We start from the raw sequence: 21,342 nt of genomic DNA, 5'->3' as shown, positions 1-21,342 counted from the left end.
TCCGCGGCCCTTGCCGCGCCACCAGCCTCCAGTGCCACCCGGCGAGGCGTCAATGCCCGCACGGCTGCCTGCCTCCGGCTCACCGGCAGGCCCTTCACGCGAGATAGTGGAGGAATGGTTTGCAGCGCGCGGCTGGTCGGTCTTTCCTTTCCAGCGCGAGGTATGGGATGCGGCACGGCGCGGCGAGTCCGGCCTGCTGCATGCCACGACCGGCTCCGGCAAGACGCTGGCCGTCTGGCTGGCGGCTTTGCAGCGCGCGAGGGCCAGTCGCAAGCCCGGCTTGCGCCTGCTCTGGGTCACGCCGATGCGGGCGCTTGCGGCAGACACCCTGCGCGCGCTGCAGACCTCCGCCGCCGACTTGTTGCCCGCCTGGCAAATCGAATCGCGCACCGGCGACACCGACAGTGGAACCCGAGCCAGGCAAGCGCGCCTCCTGCCGCATGCGCTGGTCACGACGCCGGAAAGCCTCAGCGTCCTGCTTAGCCGCCCGGAAGCGAGCGAACTGTTTGCGCAACTGGACATGCTGGTGGTCGACGAATGGCATGAGTTGATGGGCAACAAGCGCGGCGTGCAAGCCCAGCTTGCGCTGGCGCGGTTGCGCAGCTGGCAGCCTGCCTTGGTGGTGTGGGGCCTGTCGGCCACCCTTGGCAACCTGCAGCAGGCGCGCGACGTGCTGGCGCCGCATGGGGCAATCGTCGAAGACCACCTGCGCAAGGAGGTTCTGGTCGATACCCTGGTGCCCGACCATCCATCGCGCTTTCCCTGGGCCGGCCACCTGGGCTTGCAGATGCTGGAACCGGTCGCCAACGAGATCGCGCAACACGCCAGCACGCTGGTGTTCTGCAACACCCGCTCCCAGGCCGAACTTTGGTACCAGAACCTGCTCGATGCGAGACCCGAGTGGGCGGGCGTCCTGGCCCTGCATCATGGTTCGCTCGACAAGGAAGTGCGCGAATGGGTAGAGCAGGGTCTCAAACAGGGCAAGCTCAAAGCCGTGGTCTGTACATCGAGCCTCGACCTTGGCGTCGACTTCCTGCCGGTGGAGCGGGTACTGCAGATCGGCAGCGCCAAAGGCATCGCGCGCCTGCTGCAGCGCGCCGGACGCTCGGGGCACGCGCCAGGCCGCACTTCGCGCGCGACGCTGGTGCCGACGCATAGCCTGGAACTGCTGGAGGCTGCAGGCGCCATCGAGGCGGTGCGCGAACGCCGGGTGGAACCCCGGCCGCCGCCGGAAAAGCCGCTGGATGTGCTGGTCCAGCACCTCGTGACGGTGGCGCTGGGCGGCGGCTTCCGCAGTGAGGAACTGCTGGCCGAAGTGCGAACGGCATGGTCTTATCGCGCGCTAAGCCAGGAGGAATGGCAATGGGCCCTGGACTTCGTGGCGCGCGGCGGGCAAAGCCTGTCCGCCTATCCCGAATACCGCCGTGTGCTGGCGGACGAGGAGGGCATTTACCGCGTGCCCGATGCAGCCATCGCGCGCCGCCATCGGATGGGCATCGGCACCATTGTTTCGGAAGCGACGGTGCAGGTGAAATACATGAACGGCTCCGCGCTTGGCAGCGTGGAGGAAGGCTTCATTGCACGCCTGGCCAAAGGCGACCACTTCCTGTTCGGCGGCCGCATTCTCGAATTCGTGCGCATGCATGAAATGACGGCCTTCGTGCGGCGCGCTACGGGAGCCAAGGGCGCTGTGCCGCGCTGGCAGGGCGGCAAGATGCCATTGTCGTCCGAGCTGGCGCACGCCGCGCTAGAGCAGTTGCGGCGTGCCACGGAGGGCTGCTACGCGGGACCGGAAATGCAGGCCATCAAGCCGCTGCTCGATATCCAGCAGCGCTGGTCGGCGCTCCCAACACCGGATACTACCGTGATCGAGGCGATGGAAAGCAGGGAGGGACACCATCTGTTCGTCTATCCCTTCGCCGGGCGCTCGGTGCACATCGGCCTGGCGTCGTTGCTGGCGTATCGCATTGCCCGCGCGCGGCCCGCGACGTTTTCGATCGCCGTCAACGATTACGGTTTTGAATTGCTGGCGCCGGAGGCGCTGCCGTGGCGCGAGGCACTGGACGAGGGCGGCGCCTTCACGACGGAGAACTTGCTGGAAGATGTGTTGGCCAGCCTGAATGCCAGCGAGTTGTCGCAGCGGCGGTTCCGCGAGATTGCGCGCATCGCCGGATTGATCTTCCAGGGCTTTCCGGGCCAGCCGAAAAGCAATCGCCAATTGCAGGCCTCTTCGTCCTTGTTCTTTGAAGTCTTTCGCAAGCACGACGCCAACAACCTGCTGCTGACGCAGGCCCAGCGCGAAGTGCTCGAGCAAGAGCTTGAACTGGGGCGCTTGCGTGCCACGCTGCAGGACTTGCAGCGGCGCCGGCCCAGCTTCCATGAAGTGCGCCGCGCCACGCCGTTCGGCTTCGCGTTGATGGTGGAACGCTTCCGCGAGAAGCTGACGACCGAAAGGCTGTCCGATCGCGTCGCCCGCATGCTGCGTGAGCTGGAAAAGGCCGCCGGTCCATGAATTCCGTCGCAACCGAACTGGCAGGCGAGCGCGTGCTGCTGTTGCCGCAAAAGGCACTGTACTGGCCGGCTGCGAAAACCTTGATGGTGGCGGACGTCCATTTCGGCAAAGCGGCCAGCTTCCGCGCGCTGGGCGTACCGGTGCCGCGCGGGACGACAAGCGAAAACCTTGCCGTGCTCGAAACCTTGCTAACGACGCATGACACGCAACGCATCATTTTTCTCGGCGACTTCCTGCACGCGAGGGCCGCGCAGGCGCCGGCAACATTGCAGGCCATGCTAGATTGGCGCAGCCGGCATCGCGATCTGGCGCTGCTGCTGGTGCGCGGCAACCATGACTGGCACGCGGGCGATCCATCCACGCTGCTCGACGTAACGATGGCCGACGAGCCGTATGCCTGCGGCCCGTTCGCCCTGTGCCACCATCCCGATGTGGCTTGCGAAGGCTATGCCGTTGCTGGCCACGTGCATCCCGTGTTTCACCTACGCACCGCGCGCGAGTCGTTGCGCTTGCCTTGCTTTCTGCTTGGCACTACGCGCGCCATCTTGCCGGCCTTTGGCGCCTTTACTGGCGGGCACTCTTTGATTCCGGAAACCACGGACAGGGTGTATGTTGTGGCCGATGATGCGGTTTTCCCAATAGAAAAAAGGTAGGCGATATCCTACATTTGTCGCGCTGAACGTCCTATATTACCTGTACAGTGCTTGCACTAACATGAGTTCTCCCGCGCCTACGGTAAGGGGCGGGGGTCTTTTCCACCGAACCAAGCAGGGGGACGAATCATGGCTTCGAACAATCCAGGCGACAAACGCGGCAACCGGCAGGACAGTCCTTCCGGCAGCAAGCAAAGTGCACGTGGCTTTGCCTCCATGGACCCACAACGCCAGAGGGAAATTGCTTCCGAAGGCGGCCGCGCAGCCCACCAGAAGGGCACGGCACACGAATTCACTTCCGAGGAAGCACGCCGCGCCGGCAGCATGAGCCACAAGAACGATGGCAACCGCCAGAGCGGTTCGCGTGGCAACGCCAGCCGTACCGAGCAGCAACCCAGCCAGGGCCAGCAAGAGTTCAGCAAGGACTACCAGCAGGACTACCAGGGCAACAAGCAGGGTGGCGATAAGTACTAAGTTTCATTGATGTAAGGAGGCCAGCATGGGAAGGCCTGACAAACCCAGTAAGGACACGGAGAACCAGCAAAACTTTGTGCTGGTCGATACAGAGCATCCGGAAATAGCCAACGCCGAGGTTCCGGAGGGGCAGATCCGCCGCGCCGACCGACCTTTGCCGGGTAACCGGCAAAGTGCTACGGAAAGCGGTTCGCGGCAGGGCGGCAGTGGATTGGGCACCGAAGGCGGTGCGCCAGGGCCGGATGCAAGTTCCGGCGTTTGAATAAAAAGGCGGGCTGCGAGCCCGCCTTTCTTTTTGCCACGATCCTTAGAACTGGAAGGATGCGGTCGCCTTGGCAATACGCGGGGCACCGATCACGAAGCGTGAGCCGCCATTGTTCAGGCTGGAGAGGTAGAACTTGTCGAACACGTTGTACACGTTCAGCTGCAACGACACGTTCTTCGACAGCTGGTAGGCCGCCATGGCATCGACCACGGTATACGACGGCATCGACGGCATATTGGTCTTGGCCGCGTCGCCGGTCGGATCGACCAGGCGGTACTGGGTACCGGTGTAGCGCGCGCCGCCGCCCAAGCTCAGCTTGTCGTTCAGCTTGTAGTTGGTCCACAGGGTAGCGGTCTTTTTCGGCGACCAGCGGGTTGCCGCGCCCAGGCCATTGTTGCTGGCGCCGGTATTGCTTTCCTTGATCTCGGTGTCCATGAAGGCGACGCCGGCGATCACGCTCCAGGCCTTGGTGACCTGGCCAACGGCGCCCAGCTCCACGCCTTGCACCTGGCGCTTGCCCAACTGGCCCCAGGTGTTGGTCACTTCATCGATCTTGACCGGGATTTCATCCTTGTTGGTGGTGCGGTACAGGGCGGCGGTCAGGGCCAGCTGCTTCTGGATCACGTCCCATTTGGTGCCCAGTTCCACGTTGGTGGTGGTTTGCGGCTTCAGGGCTGCGCTGTTGATGTTGGCGCTGGTGCCCTGGGCCGCCAGCGAGAGGTTGGCGCTGCCCGGCGGGGTCTTCGAGTTGGCATAGGCCAGGTAGATGCTGCCATCGGCCGTTGGCTTGTAGACCAGGCCGGTCTTGTAGCTGCTCAGGTTGCCGGACTTCTCCAGGTGGGCGGCGACGGGCACGGTGCTTGGCGCGGTCACGGTGGCGCTATTGGTCTCCGTGTCGTAGCGCTCGTAGCGCAGGCCTGCGTTCACCAGCCATTGTTCGTTCAGCTTGATGGTGTCGAACAGGTAGGCGCCGACGGTGGTGGTTTCGCCTTTGCTGAAGGCGCCGTTCAGATAAGGAGCGAAGCCGGTCAGCGGATCTTTCGGGTTCGGGTTGTACAGGTTGGCAGCGCTGGCGGTGCCGAGGCCGACGCGGGTCGGGGTGAACTGTTCTTCGTTCAGCAACTCGAGACCGGTCGAGATGGTGTGCTGCACGCCGAAGGCATCGAACTCCGACACGATGTTGGTGGTGTTGGCCAGGATACGGTTTTCCTGCAGCACGCTCTGGCGCGTGCGTGCGACGGTCCAGCTGGCCGGGTTGGCCGCATCCAGCGCCGTAATGGCGTTCACACCGCTCAGGATGCGGTCCATTTTGGACTTGCCATAGCGGGTGGTGTTGGTCAGCTTGGTCTTCGGCGCCAGGTCGTGTTCGATTTTGGCGGTCACCATGTCGGCCTTCACGTCCTCATAGTCGCCGTCCAGGCCGTACCAGTTGTTGCGGTCGACGCGCTGCGCTTTCGCCAGCCATGGATAGGTGCCATTGTAGAAGCCGGCCATGCCCACGCTCGGGATCGCGCCGTCAGGTACGTTGTCCTGGCGGATGTGCTGCGAGTACAGGTAGAGGCGGGTTGGCGTGCCCAGGCCCCAGGCGACGGAAGGCGCGATGCCGTGGCTTTCACGGTCCAGTGCGCGGCTGCCTTTTTGCGAGCCGTCGGAACCCATCAGGTTCAGGCGGAAGGCGCCGCTGCTGCCGAAGGCGCGCTGCACGTCGGCGGTCAGGCGCTTGACGCCGCCCTGGGTGAAGGCGACGGTGCCGGAAACGGCATCCTCGCGTACCGGCGTCTTGGAGACCAGGTTGATATAGCCGGCGGCCGCACCGCGGCCGATGTCGGCGCCGGCCGGGCCCTTCACCACTTCCACCTGTTCCAGGTTAAAGGCGTCGCGCGAGACGGCGCCCAGGTCGCGGATGCCGTCGACGAAGATCGAGGACTGGGCCGAGAAGCCGCGCATCTGGAAGGTATCGCCGGCACTGGTGTTGCCGTTTTCGCCCAGTTGCAGGGTGATGCCCGGCGTGTTCTGGAGGGCTTCCATTACGGACGCAGCGCCTTGCTCCTGCAGCAATTCCTTCTTGATGACGGTAATGGTTTGCGGGGTGTCCACCAGCGGGGCAGTCAGTTTTGGCGAAGACGCGCGGTCGGCCTTGTAGGCGACGTCGGCGGCGGCTTCGACCTTGACTTCGGCCATGGTCTTTTCTTGTGCCTGGGCCTGGACGGACAGGGGCAGGCCGATGGCGGCCATGGCGAGCAGGGATTGGTTCAGCAGCGGCTGGGCGGCCAGCGTGTGCTTGCGGCTACGGATGGTCAAAATTCTCTCCAGATTTGATGCAGTTGATGTTTGGCGGCTGGCTGCATCCGTCAAACTGGAGGTGGCTGGCGATAGCGGGTATGTAAAGCAATGTAAATGATAACGATTCTCAATTGCATTGGCAAGCCCGGTGCATTATCATCCGGTATTCACTTATGGAAAGTAACAACTTGGGCAGTCCAGAAATCCAGGCCAAGCGCGCAGTTTGGCTCAAACTCCTGCACGAATGGCATTGGGTCAGTTCGGCCATGTGCCTGCTCGGCATGTTCCTGTTTGCGATCACCGGCATCACCCTGAATCACGCCAGCCAGATCGAGGCCAAGCCGTCTGTGGTGCGCAAGCAGGCCACGGCGCCAGACTCCCTGGTCGGCGAACTGCATGCCTTCGCCGAAAAGCACGACGGCGAAAAAGCGCCGTTGCCGGAAGCGGGCGAGCGCTGGCTGCGCGAAACGTGGTCGATCAAGGCCGGCGGGCGCGAGGCCGAATGGTCGGCCGACGAGGTGTACCTGCCGATGCCGAAGGCGGGCGGCGATGCCTGGGTGCGCATCGGCCTGGAGGATGGCGCTGCGGAATTCGAGAACACGGACCGCGGCTGGATTTCGTGGTTGAACGACGTCCACAAGGGCCGCAACACGGGTGCGGCCTGGAACTGGTTCATCGACATCTTTGCGGCGGCCTGCCTGGTGTTCTGCATTACCGGTTTGCTGATCCTGAAATTCCACGCGGCCAAGCGGCCGTTCACCTGGCCGATGGTGGGCTTGGGTGTCGTTATTCCCTGTGTTATCGCTTTGCTCTACATTCATTAAGGACCTCTGTATGAAACTTCGCTATTCCATCGCCGTCGGCTTGCCGCTGGTGAGCGCGTCCGCGATGGCGGCCGACCTGACGCTGAAATTCGAACTCCCGCAACTGAACGTCGCTGAATACCACCGTCCATATGTGGCGGCCTGGCTGGAGAACGCGGACCAGAAGGTCGTGGCCAACCTGGCCGTGCTGTACGACGTGAAGAAGAAGGACAATGCCGGTACCAAGTGGCTGAAGGATATGCGCCAGTGGTGGCGCAAGGCGGGCCGCGACATCGAAATGCCGATGGATGGCGTGAGCGGCGCCACCCGCGCACCGGGCGAAGTTTCGCTGAGCTTCCCGGTCGCGAAAGATGCGTTGAACAAGCTCCCGGCTGGCAATTACCAGCTGGTGGTGGAAGCTGCGCGCGAAGCGGGCGGCCGCGAGCTGGTGAAAGTGCCGGTGGCATGGCCGCCCAAGTCGGCGCAGTCCTTCTCCGCCAAGGGCAAGGAAGAACTGGGCGACGTGACCGTGCAAGTCAAACCATAAGGAGCCGACATGAAGCTGAGCAAAACCCTGATCGCGCTGACACTGGCCGGCGCTGCTTTCAGTGCACAGGCGCACAAGCCGTGGCTGCTGCCTTCGTCTTCCCTGGTTGATTCCAAGGAGCCTTGGGTGACCGTGGACGCCGCGATTTCCGAAGGCCTGTTCGACATCGACCACCAGCCGCTGAAGCTCGACGGCATTTCGATTACCGGCCCTGATGGCGCCAAGGTTGAGATGCTGAACGCGCTGACCGGCCGCCTGCGTTCCACCTTCGATGTGAAGATGGCCAAGCCGGGCACTTACAAGATCGCGCTGGTGAGCCAGTCGGTCATGGCGAGCTGGAAGGTCAATGGCGAAATGAAGCGCTGGCGCGGTTCCGAGGCGGAATTGGCGGCCAACGTGCCGGCCAATGCGGAAGAACTCAATGTGTCGCGCACAGCCAGCCGGCTGGAGACCTTCGTCAGCGCCAACAAGACCGATGAAGCGGTGTTCAAGCCGAGCGGCGTTGGCCTGGAGCTGGTGCCGGTGACGCACCCGAACGATATGCGCGCGGGCGAGCAGGCCACCTGGCGCTTCCTGCTGGACGGCAGGCCGGCGGCCAACCAGGCCTTCAGCCTGATTCCGGGTGGCGTGCGCTATCGCGGCACGCTGGGCGAGATCCGCATGGCGACCGATGCCAAGGGCGAGATCAGCTTCAAGATTCCGGAAGCGGGCATGTACCTGGTGTCCAGCAGCTGGCCTGCAGCCGCCGCGCCGCAAGCCGGCCAGCAGCCGGGCCCGCGCCAGATGCCGCCGCGCCGCGTGACTTACGCGGCGACGGTGGAAGTACTGCCGCAGTAAGCAGGTGCGCCGGGTATTGCTGCCGCCCACTATCTCCGCCGAGCCAGCGCCGGCGGGGGCGGGCATCGTCGATTTCGGCGGCGCCAGCATGGGCACCACCTGGTCGGCGCGGGTAGCGCTGACGCCTGGCGCCATGGCCGCCGGCGTGCCGCTGCGGGCCGCCGGCCTGCAGGCTGGCTTGCAGGAGCAGTTGGACCAGGTGGTGCGCGAGATGAGCCATTGGGAGCCGGCCTCCGACCTGGGCCGCTTCAACCGCGCCGGCGCCTGTACCTGGCATGTGCTGCCAGCCGGCTTTCTCGAAGTCCTGAAATACGCGCTCGAGGTCGCGCGCGCGACCGGGGGCGCCTGCGATCCCTGCGCCGGCCTGCTGGTGAACCTGTGGGGCTTCGGCCCGACCGGCCGCCATGACGAAGCCGGTTTCGTGCCGCCCACTGCACGCGATGTGGCGACCGTGCGCGCCGGCATGGCGGGTCGCACGGTGGAACTGGATGCCGCGCGCAAGCGCGCCTTCCAGCCCGGCGGGGTTCAGCTTGATTTGTCGGCAGTGGCCAAGGGCTTCGGCGTGGACAGGCTGGCGCAATACCTCGAAGCCCAGGGCTGCCGCCACTATCTGGTTGAAGTCGGCGGCGAGCTGCGCGGCGCCGGCTTCAAGCCCGATGGCCAGCCCTGGTGGGTAGCGCTGGAAGAACCGCCGGCGCCAGGCGCCGGCCGCGCGGGTGAAATCGCCGTCGCGCTGCATGGGCTGGCCGTCGCCACCTCCGGCGACTACCGCAAGTACTTCATGCAGGATGCCGAGCGGCGACCGCATACCATCGATCCGCGCAACGGCATGCCGATCTCCAATGCGCTGGCTTCGGTCACGGTGGTGCACGAAAGCGCGATGGCCGCCGATGCCTGGTCCACCGCGCTGACGGTGCTTGGCCCTGAACAAGGGCTGGCACTGGCAGAACGCAAGGGCCTGGCCGCGCGCTTCCTGCTGCGCGAAGGGAAGGGGCTGCGCGAAATCCTCAGCAGCCGCTTCCAGAAAATGCTTGAAGAAGAATGATCCTGACGAACGACCCGACCCGCCTCGGCCTGACAGCCGCCATGATTGCCGGCTATGGCCTGGTATGCCTGCTGCCCTGGGTGCGCGCGCGGCGCGCCCGCGCTGCTACGCAGGCTGCGCGCGCGGCGGCGGGCGACTCGCCCTGGCTGGTGGCCTACGCCAGCCAGACCGGCAATGCCGAGCTGCTGGCGCGCCAGACTAGCGAAACCCTGCGCGTGGCCGGCATTGCGAACCAGTTGTGCGACTTCGACGAACTCGACGCGGCGACGCTGCAGGCGGCCGAACGCGTGCTGTTCCTGGCGTCGACCTACGGCGAAGGCGATCCGCCCGACGCCGCAGCGCGCTTTGCACAGCGCCTGATGGCGCGCAGCGACCACCAGCTGGGGCGCATGCATTACGCCGTGCTGGCGCTGGGCGACAGCGCCTATGGCAGCTTTTGCGGCTTCGGCCGCGCGCTCGACGCCTGGCTGGCGGAACGCGGCGCGCAAGCGCTGTTCCCGCGCATCGAAGTCGACCGCAGCGCCGCGCCCGCCATCGCGGCCTGGCGCCAGCAATTGAGCCACCTGGCAGGCACCAGCGATGCGCCGGACTGGGATGCGCCCGATTTCGCGGAATGGCGCCTGGCCGAGCGGCGCCAGCTCAATCCTGGCAGCGCCGGTGCGCCGATCTACCACCTTGAACTGGAGCCGATGCCAGGCCAGCCGCTGCCGGCCTGGCAATCGGGCGACCTGGTGCAGGTCGCGGCGCCAGCCGATCCCGATCGCCCGCGCGAATATTCGATCGCCTCTATCCCGCCCGATGGCAGGGTGCACCTGCTGGTGCGCCTGCACCGCCATGGCGATGGCAGCCACGGCCTGGCCTCGGGCTGGCTGACGCAGCAGGCCGAGGCGGGCGCCATGGTGCGCCTGCGCCTGCGCGAGCACCGCCGTTTCCGGCTCGAGGCAAATGCCGCGCGCCCGCTGATCCTGATCGGCAATGGCAGCGGCATCGCCGGACTGCGGGGCCACCTGAAGGCGCGTGCCGCGGCCGGCCAGTCGCGCAACTGGCTGCTGTTTGGCGAACGCGACCCGGCGCATGACGCCTTCTACCACGATGAACTGGACGCCTGGCAACGTGAAGGCATGCTGCCGCGCCTGGACCTGGCCTGGTCGCGCGGCCCGCTTGGCAAGGAGTACGTGCAGGACCTGCTGCTGAGGCACGCCGCCACCGTGCGCGCCTGGGTGGACGAGGGCGCGGCAATCTACGTGTGCGGTAGCCTGGAAGGCATGGCGGCCGGCGTGGATCGTGCCCTGCGCGAGATATTAACGGAAACAGTTGTGGTTCAAATGGCAAGTTCCGGCCGCTATCGGCGTGATGTCTATTAATTAATAATTTTTTACTGTCGCGTCCAAACAACGAAGGGCTTTGATTTTGTCGAATTAAATTCGGACGATCGATCGGTGCTTCAAATTTTCTCTCAATATTTCAAACTTGTAACAAGTATGAATTCTTGGTAACAGCTTAGCTCTCATAATTCCCGAGCCGACTTTCAAAGTGAAGTCTGTTCATCCATAAACAAAAGGGGAGTAGGGAATGTTTTTCCAGGAGAAAATTGGCGTGCGCTCGGTACGCCTGGCCTTGTCGGCCCTGGCCGTGTTTGCCGCTGGCGCTGCCATTGCGCAGGAAACGCCAATCCAGCGCGTTGAGATCACCGGTTCCGCCATCAAGCGTATCAATGCGGAAGGCTCGCTGCCAGTACAGCGCCTGAACGCCGAGCAGATCGCCAAATCCGGCGCGGCCAACGTCGCCGACCTGATCCAGGCACTGCCCGCCATGCAGGGCTTCCAGGTTGCCGCCATCGCAGCAGGCACCAATTCCGGCGGCAACGTGACCGCTTCGATCCACGATATTGGCGCCAGCTACACCCTGGTACTGCTGAACGGCCGCCGTATTGCCCCGCAAGGTTCCGGCTCGACCATCAACCTGAACGCCATCCCAATGAGCGCGGTTGAGAGCGTCGACATCCTGACTGACGGCGCGTCCGCCCTGTACGGCTCCGACGCGATTGCCGGCGTCATCAACTTCAACCTGAAGAAGAACTACCAGGGCTTCAATATCGAAGCCACCCACAGCCAGCCCACCCAATCGAGCGCAGGCCGCACCAGCAATTTCAACCTGACCTACGGCATGGGCGACCTGGATTCGGACCGCTACAATGTGCTGCTGACCTACCGCAAGGACGAAACCAAGCAGGTGCGCGCGCTGGACCGCGATTTCGCCGACACCGCCTACGTGCCGTTCAACTGGAATGGCAACAGCTATATCTACGACCGCACCAGCCCGGCAGCCATCCCTGCCAACGTGTCGGCCACCTTCAAGTCCGGCGCCGCGCCAATCGGCTTTAACCCGTACCAGAAGAAAAACGGCCAGTGCGCCGCCATGAACCAGCTCTCGTTGAGCAATACCGCCCTGGTGCAGAACTGCGGCTTCGATTTCGTGCAAACCATCGAGATCGTGCCTGAAAACAGCCGCGACAGCTTCTTCGGCAAGGCTACCGTGAAAGCCACCGACAAGATCAATGTATTCGTGGAAGCGGCATACTCGCGCCTGGACCTGACCGCGCGCATCGCGCCGAACACCGCTTCGGTCTCGATCGCCAAGGGCTCGCCGCTGTACAACACCTACGTACGTCCATATATCACCGCTGCGCAAGATACCGATATCAAGAGCGTGACCGCCAGCTACCGTACCTACGACTGGGGCACCCGCGACAGCGAAACCATCACCACGTCCAAGAACCTGGTGCTCGGCGCTGAAGGCGAAATCGGTTCCTGGGGCTTCGGCACCGGCCTGACCTGGTCCCGGAACGCTATCGATGAGCGCTATGTTGGCGGCTACGTCAAGAACACCGAATTCCGCGACATGCTGGCCAAGAACCAGTTCGACCCGTTCCTGGGCATTGGCGGCCAATCCGATGCGACCAAGCAGCTGATCTCCAACTCGGTGTTCAACGGTTCGATCCGCGATGCCTCGACCACCCTGAAGGGCATCGATGCGAAAGCTTCGCACGAACTGTTCCAGTTGCCAGCGGGCGCCGCGCAGATTGCACTGGGCGGCGACTACCGCAACTACCACTACCAGCAGACCCCGCACGCCACCAGCTCGGACATCTTCGGCTTCAGCGCATCGCCAGCCTACGACATGGAGCGTAACAACTACGGCGTATTCGGCGAAGTTAACGTGCCAGTGATCAAGGGCCTCGAGGTGAACGGCGCCGCACGCTACGATACCTTCGAAGCAGTCAAGAACAACCTGGCTAACCGCGACATGGGCAAAAAGGAATCGTCCACCACTTACAAGGTGTCGGCGCGCTGGCAGCCTACGCCATCGTTCCTGATGCGCGGTTCCTATGGCACCGGCTTCAAGGCTCCTTCCATGCTCGATATCGGCCAGCCGCTGGTGTCGGCCGGCTTCACCTCCAACTCGTGGGACTGCCCTGCCAATCTGAAGGCCGAGAATGCGGACTACTGCCAGGTGGGCAAGCGCCAGTACAACGTGCTGTCCGGCGGTAACGAAAACCTGAAGCCAGAGAAGTCCAAGCAGTTCACCATCGGCTTCCGTTTCGAACCGACCAGCAACTTCTCGGTGCAGGCTGACCTGTGGGATGTGAAGATCCGCGACGCCGTGTCGAGCGTGTCGGAAGCGCTGATCTTCGGCGATCCGGTCAAGTACCGCGAACTGTTCACCACTTTCGTCGATCCGGGCAACGGCCAGACCTACTGGGCCAAGAAGACCCTGTCGATCAACATCGGCAAGACCCACAACCAGGGTATCGACTGGGACACCACTTATCGCCACAACTTCTCGTTCGGCAAGCTGACCACCACCCTGAACGGCACCTACCTGATCAAGTCCGACTACACCAAGCCAGGTACGGACAACGACTGGGTGAACAGCATGAACTACTTTGGCGTCAACGATGCCGTGTCGTTCCGCCACATCGTCCGCCTGTCGACCACCCTCGATACCGGCGCGTTCTCCAACTCGCTGGTGGCCAACTACCGCAACGGCTACACTGACGCCGAAGCGACCAGCCGCAACGTTGCCACCAACCAGCTGGAAACTTTCCGCGTGCACGTACCGTCCCACCTGACCTTCGACTGGCAGGGCAAGTGGAAGGTCAACAGCAACGTGCTGCTGCGCGCCGGCATCAAGAACATCGCCGACCGCAACCCACCGTTCTCGCTGCGCGCTTCGTCCGGCCACCAAGTTGGCTTCGACCCACGCTACGCCGATCCGCTGGGCCGTACTTTCTACCTGACCGGCGGCTATACCTTCTAAGTCAGCCAGGCAGTTGCAAAAACGCCCCGCGCGCGTCAGCGTCGGGGCGTTTTTTTCTTTCAGTCAAGTATAAATACATTTCAATTAAGTATCAGTACAATTCATTACAAGCACACCTTTCTCGGATGTTGCAAGTTCTGGTTGATAGAAATCCATTTGGATTGAATAAGATTCTAGTGTTGTTGTGTTAAAACTACATTTGCACAGTTTTTTGGCAAATTTAATTCCGATACTTTCGCCATCTTGCGAATTTTCCCTTTAACTTTTAGAAATGTAATACTCCGGCATGAAATTGCTTGTTTGCTCCCCCCATAATCCGCGGTCGGTGAGCAAAATGCAAAAAAGAAACTTTGCTCATTCGAACGTTTTTAGAAACCCGAAGGAGTAGAGAATGGCTTTCCAAGAAAAAGTCGGTGTGCGTTCCGTGCGCCTGGCAATGTCCGCCCTGGCCCTGATTGCTGCCGGCCACGCCGCCGCGCAAGAAGCGCCAATGCAGCGCGTTGAAATCACCGGTTCCGCGATCAAGCGTATCGCCGTCGAAGGCGCACTGCCAGTGCAGCGCCTGTCCGCCGAAACGATCAAGAAGACCGGCGCCAACACCGTCGCCGAACTGATCCAGGCCCTGCCAGCAATGCAGGGCTTCTCCATTGAAGCAACTGCTGCCGGCTCCAACTCCGGTGGCCGCGTCTCCGCGTCCATCCACGATATCGGCGAGAGCTACACCCTGGTCCTGCTGAACGGTCGCCGCATTGCTCCGCAAAATGATGGCTCGACCGTCAACCTGAACGCCATCCCGATGAGCGCGATCGAGCGCGTTGAGATCCTGACCGACGGCGCCTCCGCACTGTACGGTTCCGACGCGATCGCCGGCGTGATCAACTTCATCATGAAGAAGAACTTCAATGGCGTAAACCTGGAAGCCAACTTCTCCCAGCCGTTCGAAAGCAGCTCCGGTCGCCAGACTGATGCCGCGATCACTTTCGGCAGCAACGACCTGCTGGGTGGCCGCCTGGCCCTGATGGGTACCTACCGCCACGACGAGCGCACCCAGCTGCGCGCAACCGAGCGTGAATTCGCCAAGACCTCGTTCGTTCCGTTCAACTACAACGGCAACAGCTACGTCATGGACCGCACCAGCAGCTCCGCTGTGCCGGGCAACGTCACCGTCGACTTCAACGACAAGACCAGCACCACCTTCAACCCATACCTGCTGAAGAACGGCAAGTGCGCACCAATGAACGTGGTGGTGCCGACCAACCAGCAGACTTGCGGCTTCGACTCCGGTTCGACCGTTGAAATCGTCCCGCAAAGCAAGCGCGACACCTTCTTCGGTAACGCCACCTTCAAGCTGACCGACAACGTCAACCTGTTCGCTGAAACCGTCATTGGCCGCTTCGACCTGACCGCACGTATCGCGCCTAACGCCATGCCGATTTCGGTGCCAGTCAGTTCGGCGTTCTACACCAACTACGTACAGCCTTTCCTGACCCCAGCCCAGCAAGCCAACCTGGCGGTGACCAAGCCGGGCGTCTCGCCAGTGAACGCGACCTACCGCAGCTTCGACTGGGGCACCCGCGATAGCCAGACCGTGACCGACACCCAGCACTTTGTGACCGGCCTGGAAGGCGACATCGGCGCCTGGAACTTCAGCAGTGGCCTGACCTGGTCGCGCAACAAGTACGAAGAGCGCTATGTTGGCGGCTACCAACTGAACAAAGAGTTCCGCAGCATGATGGCCAACGGTTCCCTCGATCCGTTCGCACCGCTGGGCCCGGTAAGCGACGCTACCCGCGCGCTGATCGATGGTTCGACCTACCGCGGCGCGATCCGCAATGCATCGACCACCATGACCGGCATCGATGGCCGCGCATCGCGCGAGCTGTTCGACCTGGGCCTGGGCGGCGGCTCCAGCTCGATCGCACTGGGCGGTGACCTGCGTCGCTACCACTACGAGCAAACCCCGAGCGATGCTGCCAAGAATGGCCTGATCTACAACCTGAGCAGCCCTGCGACTTACGACATGACCCGCAAGACCTACGGTCTGTTCACCGAGTTGCTGGTGCCAGTGGTGAAGTCCTTTGAAGTGACCGGCGCCGTGCGTTACGACGCCTACACCGCGATCGACAATGGCGTAACCGGCACCGAGATGGGCAAGAAGGAATCGGCTGTAACCTACAAGCTGAGCACCCGTTGGCAGCCGAACTCCATCACCGTGGTGCGCGCTTCCTACGGTACCGGCTTCAAGGCACCTGACATGCTGAACATCGGCCAGCCGCTGGTGCCGGCAGGCGTGACCGCGTCCAAGTATGCTTGCCCGAACGTGCAAGGCAACAGCAGCCTGTGCAAATCTGGCGCCCTGGAGCAATACCCGGTTATGTCGGGTGGCAACGTGAACCTGAAGCCTGAGAAGTCGAAGCAGTTCACCGTTGGTTTCCGCGTCGAGCCGGCAAACTGGTTCTCCGCCGGCGCCGACCTGTGGGACGTGAAGATTCGCGACGCCGTATCGTCGGTATCCGAGCAACTGGCATTTGCCAACGGTGGCGCGGACTACCCGCAGCTGTTCACCACCTTCACCGAAGTGGCAAGCGGCAAGACGTCCTACGCCTTCCAGCGCCTGTCGATCAACATCGGCAAGACCCACAACCAGGGTATCGACTGGGACATGACCGGCCGCCACAACTTCGGTTTCGGTCGCTTCTCGTCGACCCTGGCAGGCACCTACCTGATCAAGTCTGACTACACCAAGCCAGGCACTGACGATCAGTGGACCAACAGCATGAACTTCTTCGGCATCAACAATGCCGTGTCGTTCCGCCACGTTGTACGTTGGACCAACACCCTGGAAACCGGCGCGTTCAGCAACTCGATCATCGCCAACTACCGCAACGGCTACACCGATGCCAAGACCACTGTGTGGAACCTGGGTACCAACGCCTCCGAAGATGTGCGCATCCACGTGCCATCGCACCTGACCTTCGACTGGCAAGGCAAGTGGGCTGTCAACAAGCAACTGGCGCTGCGCGCCGGCATCAAGAACCTGGCCGACCGCAACCCACCGCTGTCCCTGCGTAACTCCTCGGGCCACCAGGTTGGCTTCGACCCACGCTACGCCGACCCAATGGGCCGCACCTTCTACCTGACCGGCAATTACACCTTCTAATCGCCGCCCTCAGTAGCAAGTAGCAAAACGCCCCGTGCGCGCAAGCGCCGGGGCGTTTCTTTTTGAAAGTCGGGGTCAGGTCTGGCAATCCGCCATTCCGCGCAGCGGAATGGCGGATTGCCAGACCTGACCCCGACTTTTATTGTGGTTCTAGCGCGCGCTGGAGGGTAGTGACGCTGGGGTTGTCGACGAAGATGCAGCGCTTCTGGTGCCGCTTGCAGAAGTCTTTCACGCGCCAGTAGGCGCTGTGGCTGATGCAGGCGGTCTGGCAGATCACCAGGTCGGCTGCCGCCATGCTGGTCTCGAGGCGGGCGACGTTGTCTTCGAGGCCGCCGTCGTGGTGCAGGAATTCGGCGCCGGCTTCTTCGATCACGCTGCGGTAGCCGGCCACACTGCCGGCGCGGCCGCCTACGCACAGCACGCGCTCGGCCAGCAGTCCGTGCAGCGTGATGCGTTGCGAGGTGGTGCCCGCACGGACAGCCGGCCCGCCCGTTGCGGCGGTGGCGGCTGCCGGCATGGCGGGCGATGATTGCGCCGCGGCTGCGGCCAAGGCGGCGCGTGCTTCGCTGAGCTGGCGTTCCAGGGCGCTGGCTTCGGCGCGGGCGGCGGCGGCTTCGGCGCGCAAGTCATGCACGCGTTGCTCGGTGTCGGCCAGTTGGCGCGCCAGGCGTTCGCGCGTGGCGAGGCCGGGTACGGTGGCGTGCAGCTCTTCCAGTTGCTGGCGCAGCGAGGCGAGCACGCTGTCGCGGCCTACCAGTTGCGCGCGCAGCTGCATCATGGCGGCTGCATGGGCTTCCTGTTCGGAGTGGCGCTCGGCTTGCCAGGTGGCGCTGCGCTGCTGCTGGCGTGCCAGTTCGCGCTCCAGCGCGGCATTCGATTGTTCAAGCGCCTGCAGGCGGCTGATGTCGGCGCGCGTGGCGGCGCCGGCCTGGTGCTGGATCATGTGCAGGTCGCGGCACATGCGTTCCTGCAGTTCGAGCGTGCAGTGCGGGTGGCTCAGGCCGGCCCAGAACGGGCCCGGCACGTCGCCGCTGGCGACCGCAGCTTCCCACAACGCTTCCAGGGCCGCTGTGTCGCGGGCGTGGCGGAAGCGCTGGATCACCACTGCATAGCGGCGTTCCAATTCCTTCTGCACGGCTTCGGACAGGCGGTTGCGGTTGCTGCATTCGCTGACGGCGCCAACGTGGACTTCATAGTCGTCGGCCAGCACCTTGCCGCCGACTGCCTTGGTGACGATCTTGCGCAGCACGCCAAGCGGCAGGCCGACGCCGACCAGGGGGCAGTAGCAGGTGTGGGGCAGGTCCCAGATGCGGCGGCGGCGCGCCGGTTCGGCCGCCGCGGCCTTGGCGGCTGGAGTGTCGTGCTTGTCGCACATGATGGCCCTCAGGCCGCCAGCGGGGCAGGGCGGGGGCGGCCGATCAGGCGCGCCAGGAAATTGGCGCGTTCCTGCGGAGGACGGGCATGTTCGACCACGGCGCCCCACTGTTCGCACAGTTGCTGGCAGGTGGCGCGCAGCACGGGCGAGAGGTCCGGCAGCGCCGCCAGCGCTTTCAGGTGGCGCTCGATGACCGATGCCAGCTTGACGCAGCCGCCATTGTCGGCGGCGTTGGCCGTATAGTGGGACATCAGGTGCAGCACGGCGGACAGCATCAGTTCCGGCTGCCGGGCAGCGGCGCTGTGCGTGAAGATCGGGTCGTTGCGGTCGATAGCCATGATTCACTCCAAAGTTTCAGGGGTGGCTGGCTGCCGCGTGTGACGGCTGGCTGGCGATTGGGGAGGGTAAGCTTCAGGCAGTCAGGATCAGCTTGTTCAACTGCGTGATGCGAAGACGGTAGATGCGGCCGGCATGTTCAATTTCGATTTCGCGCTGATCTTCCATCAGGCCGGCGGTGGTGTAGCGGCGCAGGGGCTGGGTCGGCTGCTGCGCGGCAGGGGCGACAGCAGCCTTGGGTTTGGGGGCGTCGATAGTGGCAGTAGACATTGTTATTTTTCCTCAGATAAGAATGATTCGCATTTGCATTATGCTCAGGTCGGCAAAGCTTGTCAAATAAATTATTGAAGAAAAAAAGAGGCCCGCCGAAGCGGGCCAAAGCTGGGTGAGTAGTACTCTTTACAAAGTCGCCAGCAGCGGCACGGCAGCTTCGCTGGCGGCGGCTTTGGCGCGCGACGGCAGCTTGCTGCGCGTGCGCGATGGCGGCAGGCGACGCAGCGATTTCAGGGCGTCGACATCCTTGATGCCGATGGTGCGCTGGTCCACGCTGATCAGCCCGATCTCGTTGAAGGCTGACAGTGTGCGGCTGACCGTTTCCAGCGTCAATCCGAGGTAGCTGCCGATCTCATGGCGCGTCATGCGCAGGTTGAACAGCTTGCTCGAATAACCCATCTGCGAAAACTTTTCCGATAGCGTGACCAGGAAGCGCGCCACCCGCGCCTCCGCGCTCAGGGCGCCCAGCATGCCGATCATGGCTTGCTCGCGCACCAGTTCGCGGCTCATCACGCCGTACATCAAATTCTCCAACTCCACGTGGGTGCGGCCCAGCGTGGTCAGCTTCTTGAACGGCAGCAGGATCAGGTCGCAGTCCGACAGCGCCACCGCCTCCGAGGCGTAAGTCTTGCTGTGGATGCCGTCTACGCCCATCAGGTCGCCCTTCATCGGGAAGGCCAGCACCTGCTCGTTGCCGAACTCGTCAATCAGCACCGTTTTCATGAAGCCGGAATTCACCACGTACAGCATGTCGAACGGCTGGCCAATCGTATGCACGCGCTGGCCGGTCTTGAACTGCACATGCTGGAACAGCAGCTCTTCAGAATTGAGCGATACCGGCGGCAAGTGCAGCAGTTCGCACACTTCTTTCAGGTTGGACCACAAACGGCCTTGCCGCTGACGGCCGGCCTCATGGGACACGGGTTGCGTTGAGAGCATGCTGATCTCCTGGTTCCCAAACGGAATGGTTTCAGTATGCCAACGTGAATGTGGGAAAAATATCAGTCGTTGCTGAATATACCCGTAGGAGGGTAGTGGGGCGATGTAGGAATTATCCTAAAATCAACCTTGTCAATCATGCCTTGAACGGGGTCAGCAGCTTGTGCGCCACTGCGTACTGAACCATTTCTGAGAGCGAAGCCATGCCCATCTTCTGCATGATGCGGGTCTTGTGGGTGCTCACGGTCTTGACGCTCAAATGCAGGCCGTTGGCGATTTCAGTGATGGATTTTCCCGACACCAGTAGCGAAAACACCTCGAACTCGCGGTCGGAAAGCTGTTTGTGCAGCAGGGTTTCGGCTGGCTGCATGATATTCAGCGCCAGTTGCTCGGCCACTTCGGTGGAGATATAGGGCCGGCCAGAGGCAACCTTGCGGATGGCGCCCACCAGCTGGGTGCCGGCGCTTTCCTTGGTCAGGTAGCCCTGGGCGCCGGCGCGGATGGCGCGCACCGCGTACTGCTCTTCCTCGTGCATGGTGAGGATGAGGATGGCAAGCTTGGGCGATTCGCTGCGGATCTGGCGGATCAGGTCAACGCCGCTGCGCCCTGGCATGGACAGGTCGAGCAGCAGCAGGTCGAAGCCGCCCTGGCGGATGTGGGTGAGGACTTCGAAGCCGTCGATGGCTTCGCCTACGATGTCGATGTCGGGTGCCCCGTCAAGAATGCGCTTGAGCCCTTCGCGCATGATGGTGTGGTCGTCGGCAATGACAATTCGAATCATGGTTCCTCAATAGTTATCAATACTGGTCTTCACGCCCCAGCCCGGCAGGCTGGAGCGCGTCGTAACGCCTGGCCGTTCAGGCCGGGCGCGGGTCCTTGATCAGGCGGTGCACCAGCACCGGGATCTTGGTATGGGACAGCACCTTGTTGGTCACGCTACCCAGCAGCAGGTGACCCCAGCCGCTGCGGCCATGCGAACCGATGAAGATCAGGTCGCAGCCGCACTGGTTGGCCACGTCCACGATCTTCAGTGCAGCACTTTCGGCAAAAGCTGTCATGCCTTCCGCCCGCACGCCTTTTTTCGCGCAAGACTCGAGGATAGACTGAACATGCTCATTGCCGGCGCGCTGCATTGCCGCCCGGTACTCTTCCTCGCTCGGATAGCTGGGCGGGATGATCTCCACGTAAATCGGGTACTGGTATTCCGGTGCCACGAACAGGGCCAGCACTTCCGCCCCGAGCTGCTGGGCAAATTCGACCCCGGCGCAAGCGGTCTTGCTGGAAACGGCCGAGCCGTCCGTCGTAATCAGGATTTTCCGATACATATCTCAGCCTCCTTTAACTATTTAAAAGAGCCAGTTCCTGCCTTCATTGTAGCCCCGTTTGCCAGTATTGTTCTGCTGTAAAGAGTTGATAATTATCAAGAAACTGTCACGAGGACATCGCAGATGCCGCAAATTCCCGTTATTTCAGGGGCTTGCAGCGTGTATTTCACACGATCCGCAAATACAACAGTACAC

18 protein-coding genes are annotated in these 21,342 nt (G+C 62.8%); 11 read left to right on the top strand and 7 right to left on the bottom strand.

Annotation, left to right across the window (positions count from 1 at the left end; all coding sequences use genetic code 11):
* Nucleotides 1-52: 52 nt before the first annotated feature.
* From ACN9M3_RS24050 to ACN9M3_RS24035, 4 genes are all read left to right on the top strand, one after another.
* A complete protein-coding gene (locus ACN9M3_RS24050; protein ID WP_426318835.1) occupies nucleotides 53-2,512 on the top strand; it encodes a ligase-associated DNA damage response DEXH box helicase in 2,460 nt (819 codons plus the stop codon).
* On the top strand, nucleotides 2,509-3,165 hold the full coding sequence (gene pdeM / locus ACN9M3_RS24045; protein ID WP_426163460.1) for a ligase-associated DNA damage response endonuclease PdeM: 657 nt from the start codon (nucleotides 2,509-2,511) through the stop codon (nucleotides 3,163-3,165). Before ACN9M3_RS24050 ends, pdeM begins: the two co-directional genes overlap by 4 nt.
* A gap of 129 nt (nucleotides 3,166-3,294) precedes the next feature.
* Nucleotides 3,295-3,639, top strand: coding sequence for a KGG domain-containing protein (locus ACN9M3_RS24040; RefSeq protein WP_426163458.1), 345 nt, complete (start codon nucleotides 3,295-3,297; stop codon nucleotides 3,637-3,639).
* A gap of 25 nt (nucleotides 3,640-3,664) precedes the next feature.
* On the top strand, nucleotides 3,665-3,901 hold the full coding sequence (locus tag ACN9M3_RS24035) for a hypothetical protein (protein WP_426163456.1): 237 nt from the start codon (nucleotides 3,665-3,667) through the stop codon (nucleotides 3,899-3,901).
* Between the two features lie 45 nt (nucleotides 3,902-3,946).
* On the opposite strand, the gene ACN9M3_RS24030 is transcribed toward ACN9M3_RS24035, so the two are convergent.
* Nucleotides 3,947-6,205 (bottom strand): catecholate siderophore receptor Fiu, encoded by a 2,259-nt coding sequence (locus ACN9M3_RS24030; protein WP_426318834.1) that lies wholly within the window; start codon nucleotides 6,203-6,205, stop codon nucleotides 3,947-3,949.
* Nucleotides 6,206-6,375: 170 nt separating this feature from the next.
* Here ACN9M3_RS24030 and ACN9M3_RS24025 point away from each other — a divergent pair, with 170 nt between their 5' ends.
* From ACN9M3_RS24025 to ACN9M3_RS23995, 7 genes are all read left to right on the top strand, one after another.
* Nucleotides 6,376-7,011 (top strand): PepSY-associated TM helix domain-containing protein, encoded by a 636-nt coding sequence (locus ACN9M3_RS24025; RefSeq protein ID WP_426318833.1) that lies wholly within the window; start codon nucleotides 6,376-6,378, stop codon nucleotides 7,009-7,011.
* A 10-nt stretch (nucleotides 7,012-7,021) separates the two neighbouring features.
* Nucleotides 7,022-7,537 carry a DUF2271 domain-containing protein gene (locus ACN9M3_RS24020; protein WP_426318832.1) on the top strand — a complete coding sequence of 172 codons (516 nt, stop codon included), beginning with the start codon at nucleotides 7,022-7,024 and terminating at the stop codon, nucleotides 7,535-7,537.
* A gap of 9 nt (nucleotides 7,538-7,546) precedes the next feature.
* Nucleotides 7,547-8,374, top strand: a complete 828-nt coding sequence (locus ACN9M3_RS24015; RefSeq protein ID WP_426318831.1) for a DUF4198 domain-containing protein — start codon at nucleotides 7,547-7,549, stop codon at nucleotides 8,372-8,374.
* A 4-nt stretch (nucleotides 8,375-8,378) separates the two neighbouring features.
* Nucleotides 8,379-9,419, top strand: coding sequence for an FAD:protein FMN transferase (locus ACN9M3_RS24010; protein WP_426318830.1), 1,041 nt, complete (start codon nucleotides 8,379-8,381; stop codon nucleotides 9,417-9,419).
* Nucleotides 9,416-10,783 carry a sulfite reductase subunit alpha gene (locus ACN9M3_RS24005; RefSeq protein WP_426318829.1) on the top strand — a complete coding sequence of 456 codons (1,368 nt, stop codon included), beginning with the start codon at nucleotides 9,416-9,418 and terminating at the stop codon, nucleotides 10,781-10,783. The genes ACN9M3_RS24010 and ACN9M3_RS24005 overlap by 4 nt, the downstream gene beginning before the upstream one ends.
* Before the next feature lie 208 nt (nucleotides 10,784-10,991).
* Entirely contained in the window at nucleotides 10,992-13,739 is a 2,748-nt protein-coding gene (locus ACN9M3_RS24000; RefSeq protein WP_426163440.1) for a TonB-dependent receptor domain-containing protein, read from the top strand.
* Between the two features lie 391 nt (nucleotides 13,740-14,130).
* Entirely contained in the window at nucleotides 14,131-16,899 is a 2,769-nt protein-coding gene (locus ACN9M3_RS23995) for a TonB-dependent receptor (RefSeq protein WP_426163438.1), read from the top strand.
* Between the two features lie 139 nt (nucleotides 16,900-17,038).
* Here the strand turns inward: ACN9M3_RS23995 and ACN9M3_RS23990 are convergent, their stop codons facing one another.
* From ACN9M3_RS23990 to ACN9M3_RS23965, 6 genes are all read right to left on the bottom strand, one after another.
* Complete coding sequence (locus ACN9M3_RS23990) at nucleotides 17,039-18,274, bottom strand: DUF2325 domain-containing protein (protein ID WP_426318828.1); 1,236 nt, start codon at nucleotides 18,272-18,274, stop codon at nucleotides 17,039-17,041.
* An 8-nt stretch (nucleotides 18,275-18,282) separates the two neighbouring features.
* On the bottom strand, nucleotides 18,283-18,612 hold the full coding sequence (locus ACN9M3_RS23985) for a hypothetical protein (RefSeq protein ID WP_426163432.1): 330 nt from the start codon (nucleotides 18,610-18,612) through the stop codon (nucleotides 18,283-18,285).
* 73 nt (nucleotides 18,613-18,685) lie between these two features.
* A complete protein-coding gene (gene hemP / locus ACN9M3_RS23980) occupies nucleotides 18,686-18,880 on the bottom strand; it encodes a hemin uptake protein HemP (RefSeq protein ID WP_426163429.1) in 195 nt (64 codons plus the stop codon).
* 129 nt (nucleotides 18,881-19,009) lie between these two features.
* Nucleotides 19,010-19,822 carry a Crp/Fnr family transcriptional regulator gene (locus ACN9M3_RS23975; protein WP_426163427.1) on the bottom strand — a complete coding sequence of 271 codons (813 nt, stop codon included), beginning with the start codon at nucleotides 19,820-19,822 and terminating at the stop codon, nucleotides 19,010-19,012.
* Nucleotides 19,823-19,958: 136 nt separating this feature from the next.
* Nucleotides 19,959-20,603 (bottom strand): response regulator transcription factor, encoded by a 645-nt coding sequence (locus tag ACN9M3_RS23970; RefSeq protein WP_130310986.1) that lies wholly within the window; start codon nucleotides 20,601-20,603, stop codon nucleotides 19,959-19,961.
* Nucleotides 20,604-20,679: 76 nt separating this feature from the next.
* Entirely contained in the window at nucleotides 20,680-21,147 is a 468-nt protein-coding gene (locus ACN9M3_RS23965; RefSeq protein WP_426163423.1) for a universal stress protein, read from the bottom strand.
* Nucleotides 21,148-21,342: the final 195 nt, after the last annotated feature.

Source organism: Pseudoduganella sp. R-43, assembly GCF_049913255.1.
Taxonomy (GTDB): Bacteria; Pseudomonadota; Gammaproteobacteria; order Burkholderiales; family Burkholderiaceae_D; genus Rugamonas.
Note: the sequence above shows the minus strand (reverse complement) of the source record. Positions and strands in the feature narration are given on the sequence as shown.

Coding starts and splice junctions, on each gene's coding strand:
- ACN9M3_RS23985 (WP_426163432.1), bottom strand. CDS start 18,612: ATGGCTATCGACCGCAACGACCCGATCTTCACGCACAGCGCCGCTGCC.
- ACN9M3_RS24020 (WP_426318832.1), top strand. CDS start 7,022: ATGAAACTTCGCTATTCCATCGCCGTCGGCTTGCCGCTGGTGAGCGCG.
- ACN9M3_RS24000 (WP_426163440.1), top strand. CDS start 10,992: ATGTTTTTCCAGGAGAAAATTGGCGTGCGCTCGGTACGCCTGGCCTTG.
- ACN9M3_RS24005 (WP_426318829.1), top strand. CDS start 9,416: ATGATCCTGACGAACGACCCGACCCGCCTCGGCCTGACAGCCGCCATG.
- ACN9M3_RS24050 (WP_426318835.1), top strand. CDS start 53: ATGCCCGCACGGCTGCCTGCCTCCGGCTCACCGGCAGGCCCTTCACGC.
- hemP (WP_426163429.1), bottom strand. CDS start 18,880: ATGTCTACTGCCACTATCGACGCCCCCAAACCCAAGGCTGCTGTCGCC.
- pdeM (WP_426163460.1), top strand. CDS start 2,509: ATGAATTCCGTCGCAACCGAACTGGCAGGCGAGCGCGTGCTGCTGTTG.
- ACN9M3_RS23975 (WP_426163427.1), bottom strand. CDS start 19,822: ATGCTCTCAACGCAACCCGTGTCCCATGAGGCCGGCCGTCAGCGGCAA.
- ACN9M3_RS24035 (WP_426163456.1), top strand. CDS start 3,665: ATGGGAAGGCCTGACAAACCCAGTAAGGACACGGAGAACCAGCAAAAC.
- ACN9M3_RS24040 (WP_426163458.1), top strand. CDS start 3,295: ATGGCTTCGAACAATCCAGGCGACAAACGCGGCAACCGGCAGGACAGT.
- ACN9M3_RS23970 (WP_130310986.1), bottom strand. CDS start 20,603: ATGATTCGAATTGTCATTGCCGACGACCACACCATCATGCGCGAAGGG.
- ACN9M3_RS23995 (WP_426163438.1), top strand. CDS start 14,131: ATGGCTTTCCAAGAAAAAGTCGGTGTGCGTTCCGTGCGCCTGGCAATG.
- ACN9M3_RS23990 (WP_426318828.1), bottom strand. CDS start 18,274: ATGTGCGACAAGCACGACACTCCAGCCGCCAAGGCCGCGGCGGCCGAA.
- ACN9M3_RS24015 (WP_426318831.1), top strand. CDS start 7,547: ATGAAGCTGAGCAAAACCCTGATCGCGCTGACACTGGCCGGCGCTGCT.
- ACN9M3_RS23965 (WP_426163423.1), bottom strand. CDS start 21,147: ATGTATCGGAAAATCCTGATTACGACGGACGGCTCGGCCGTTTCCAGC.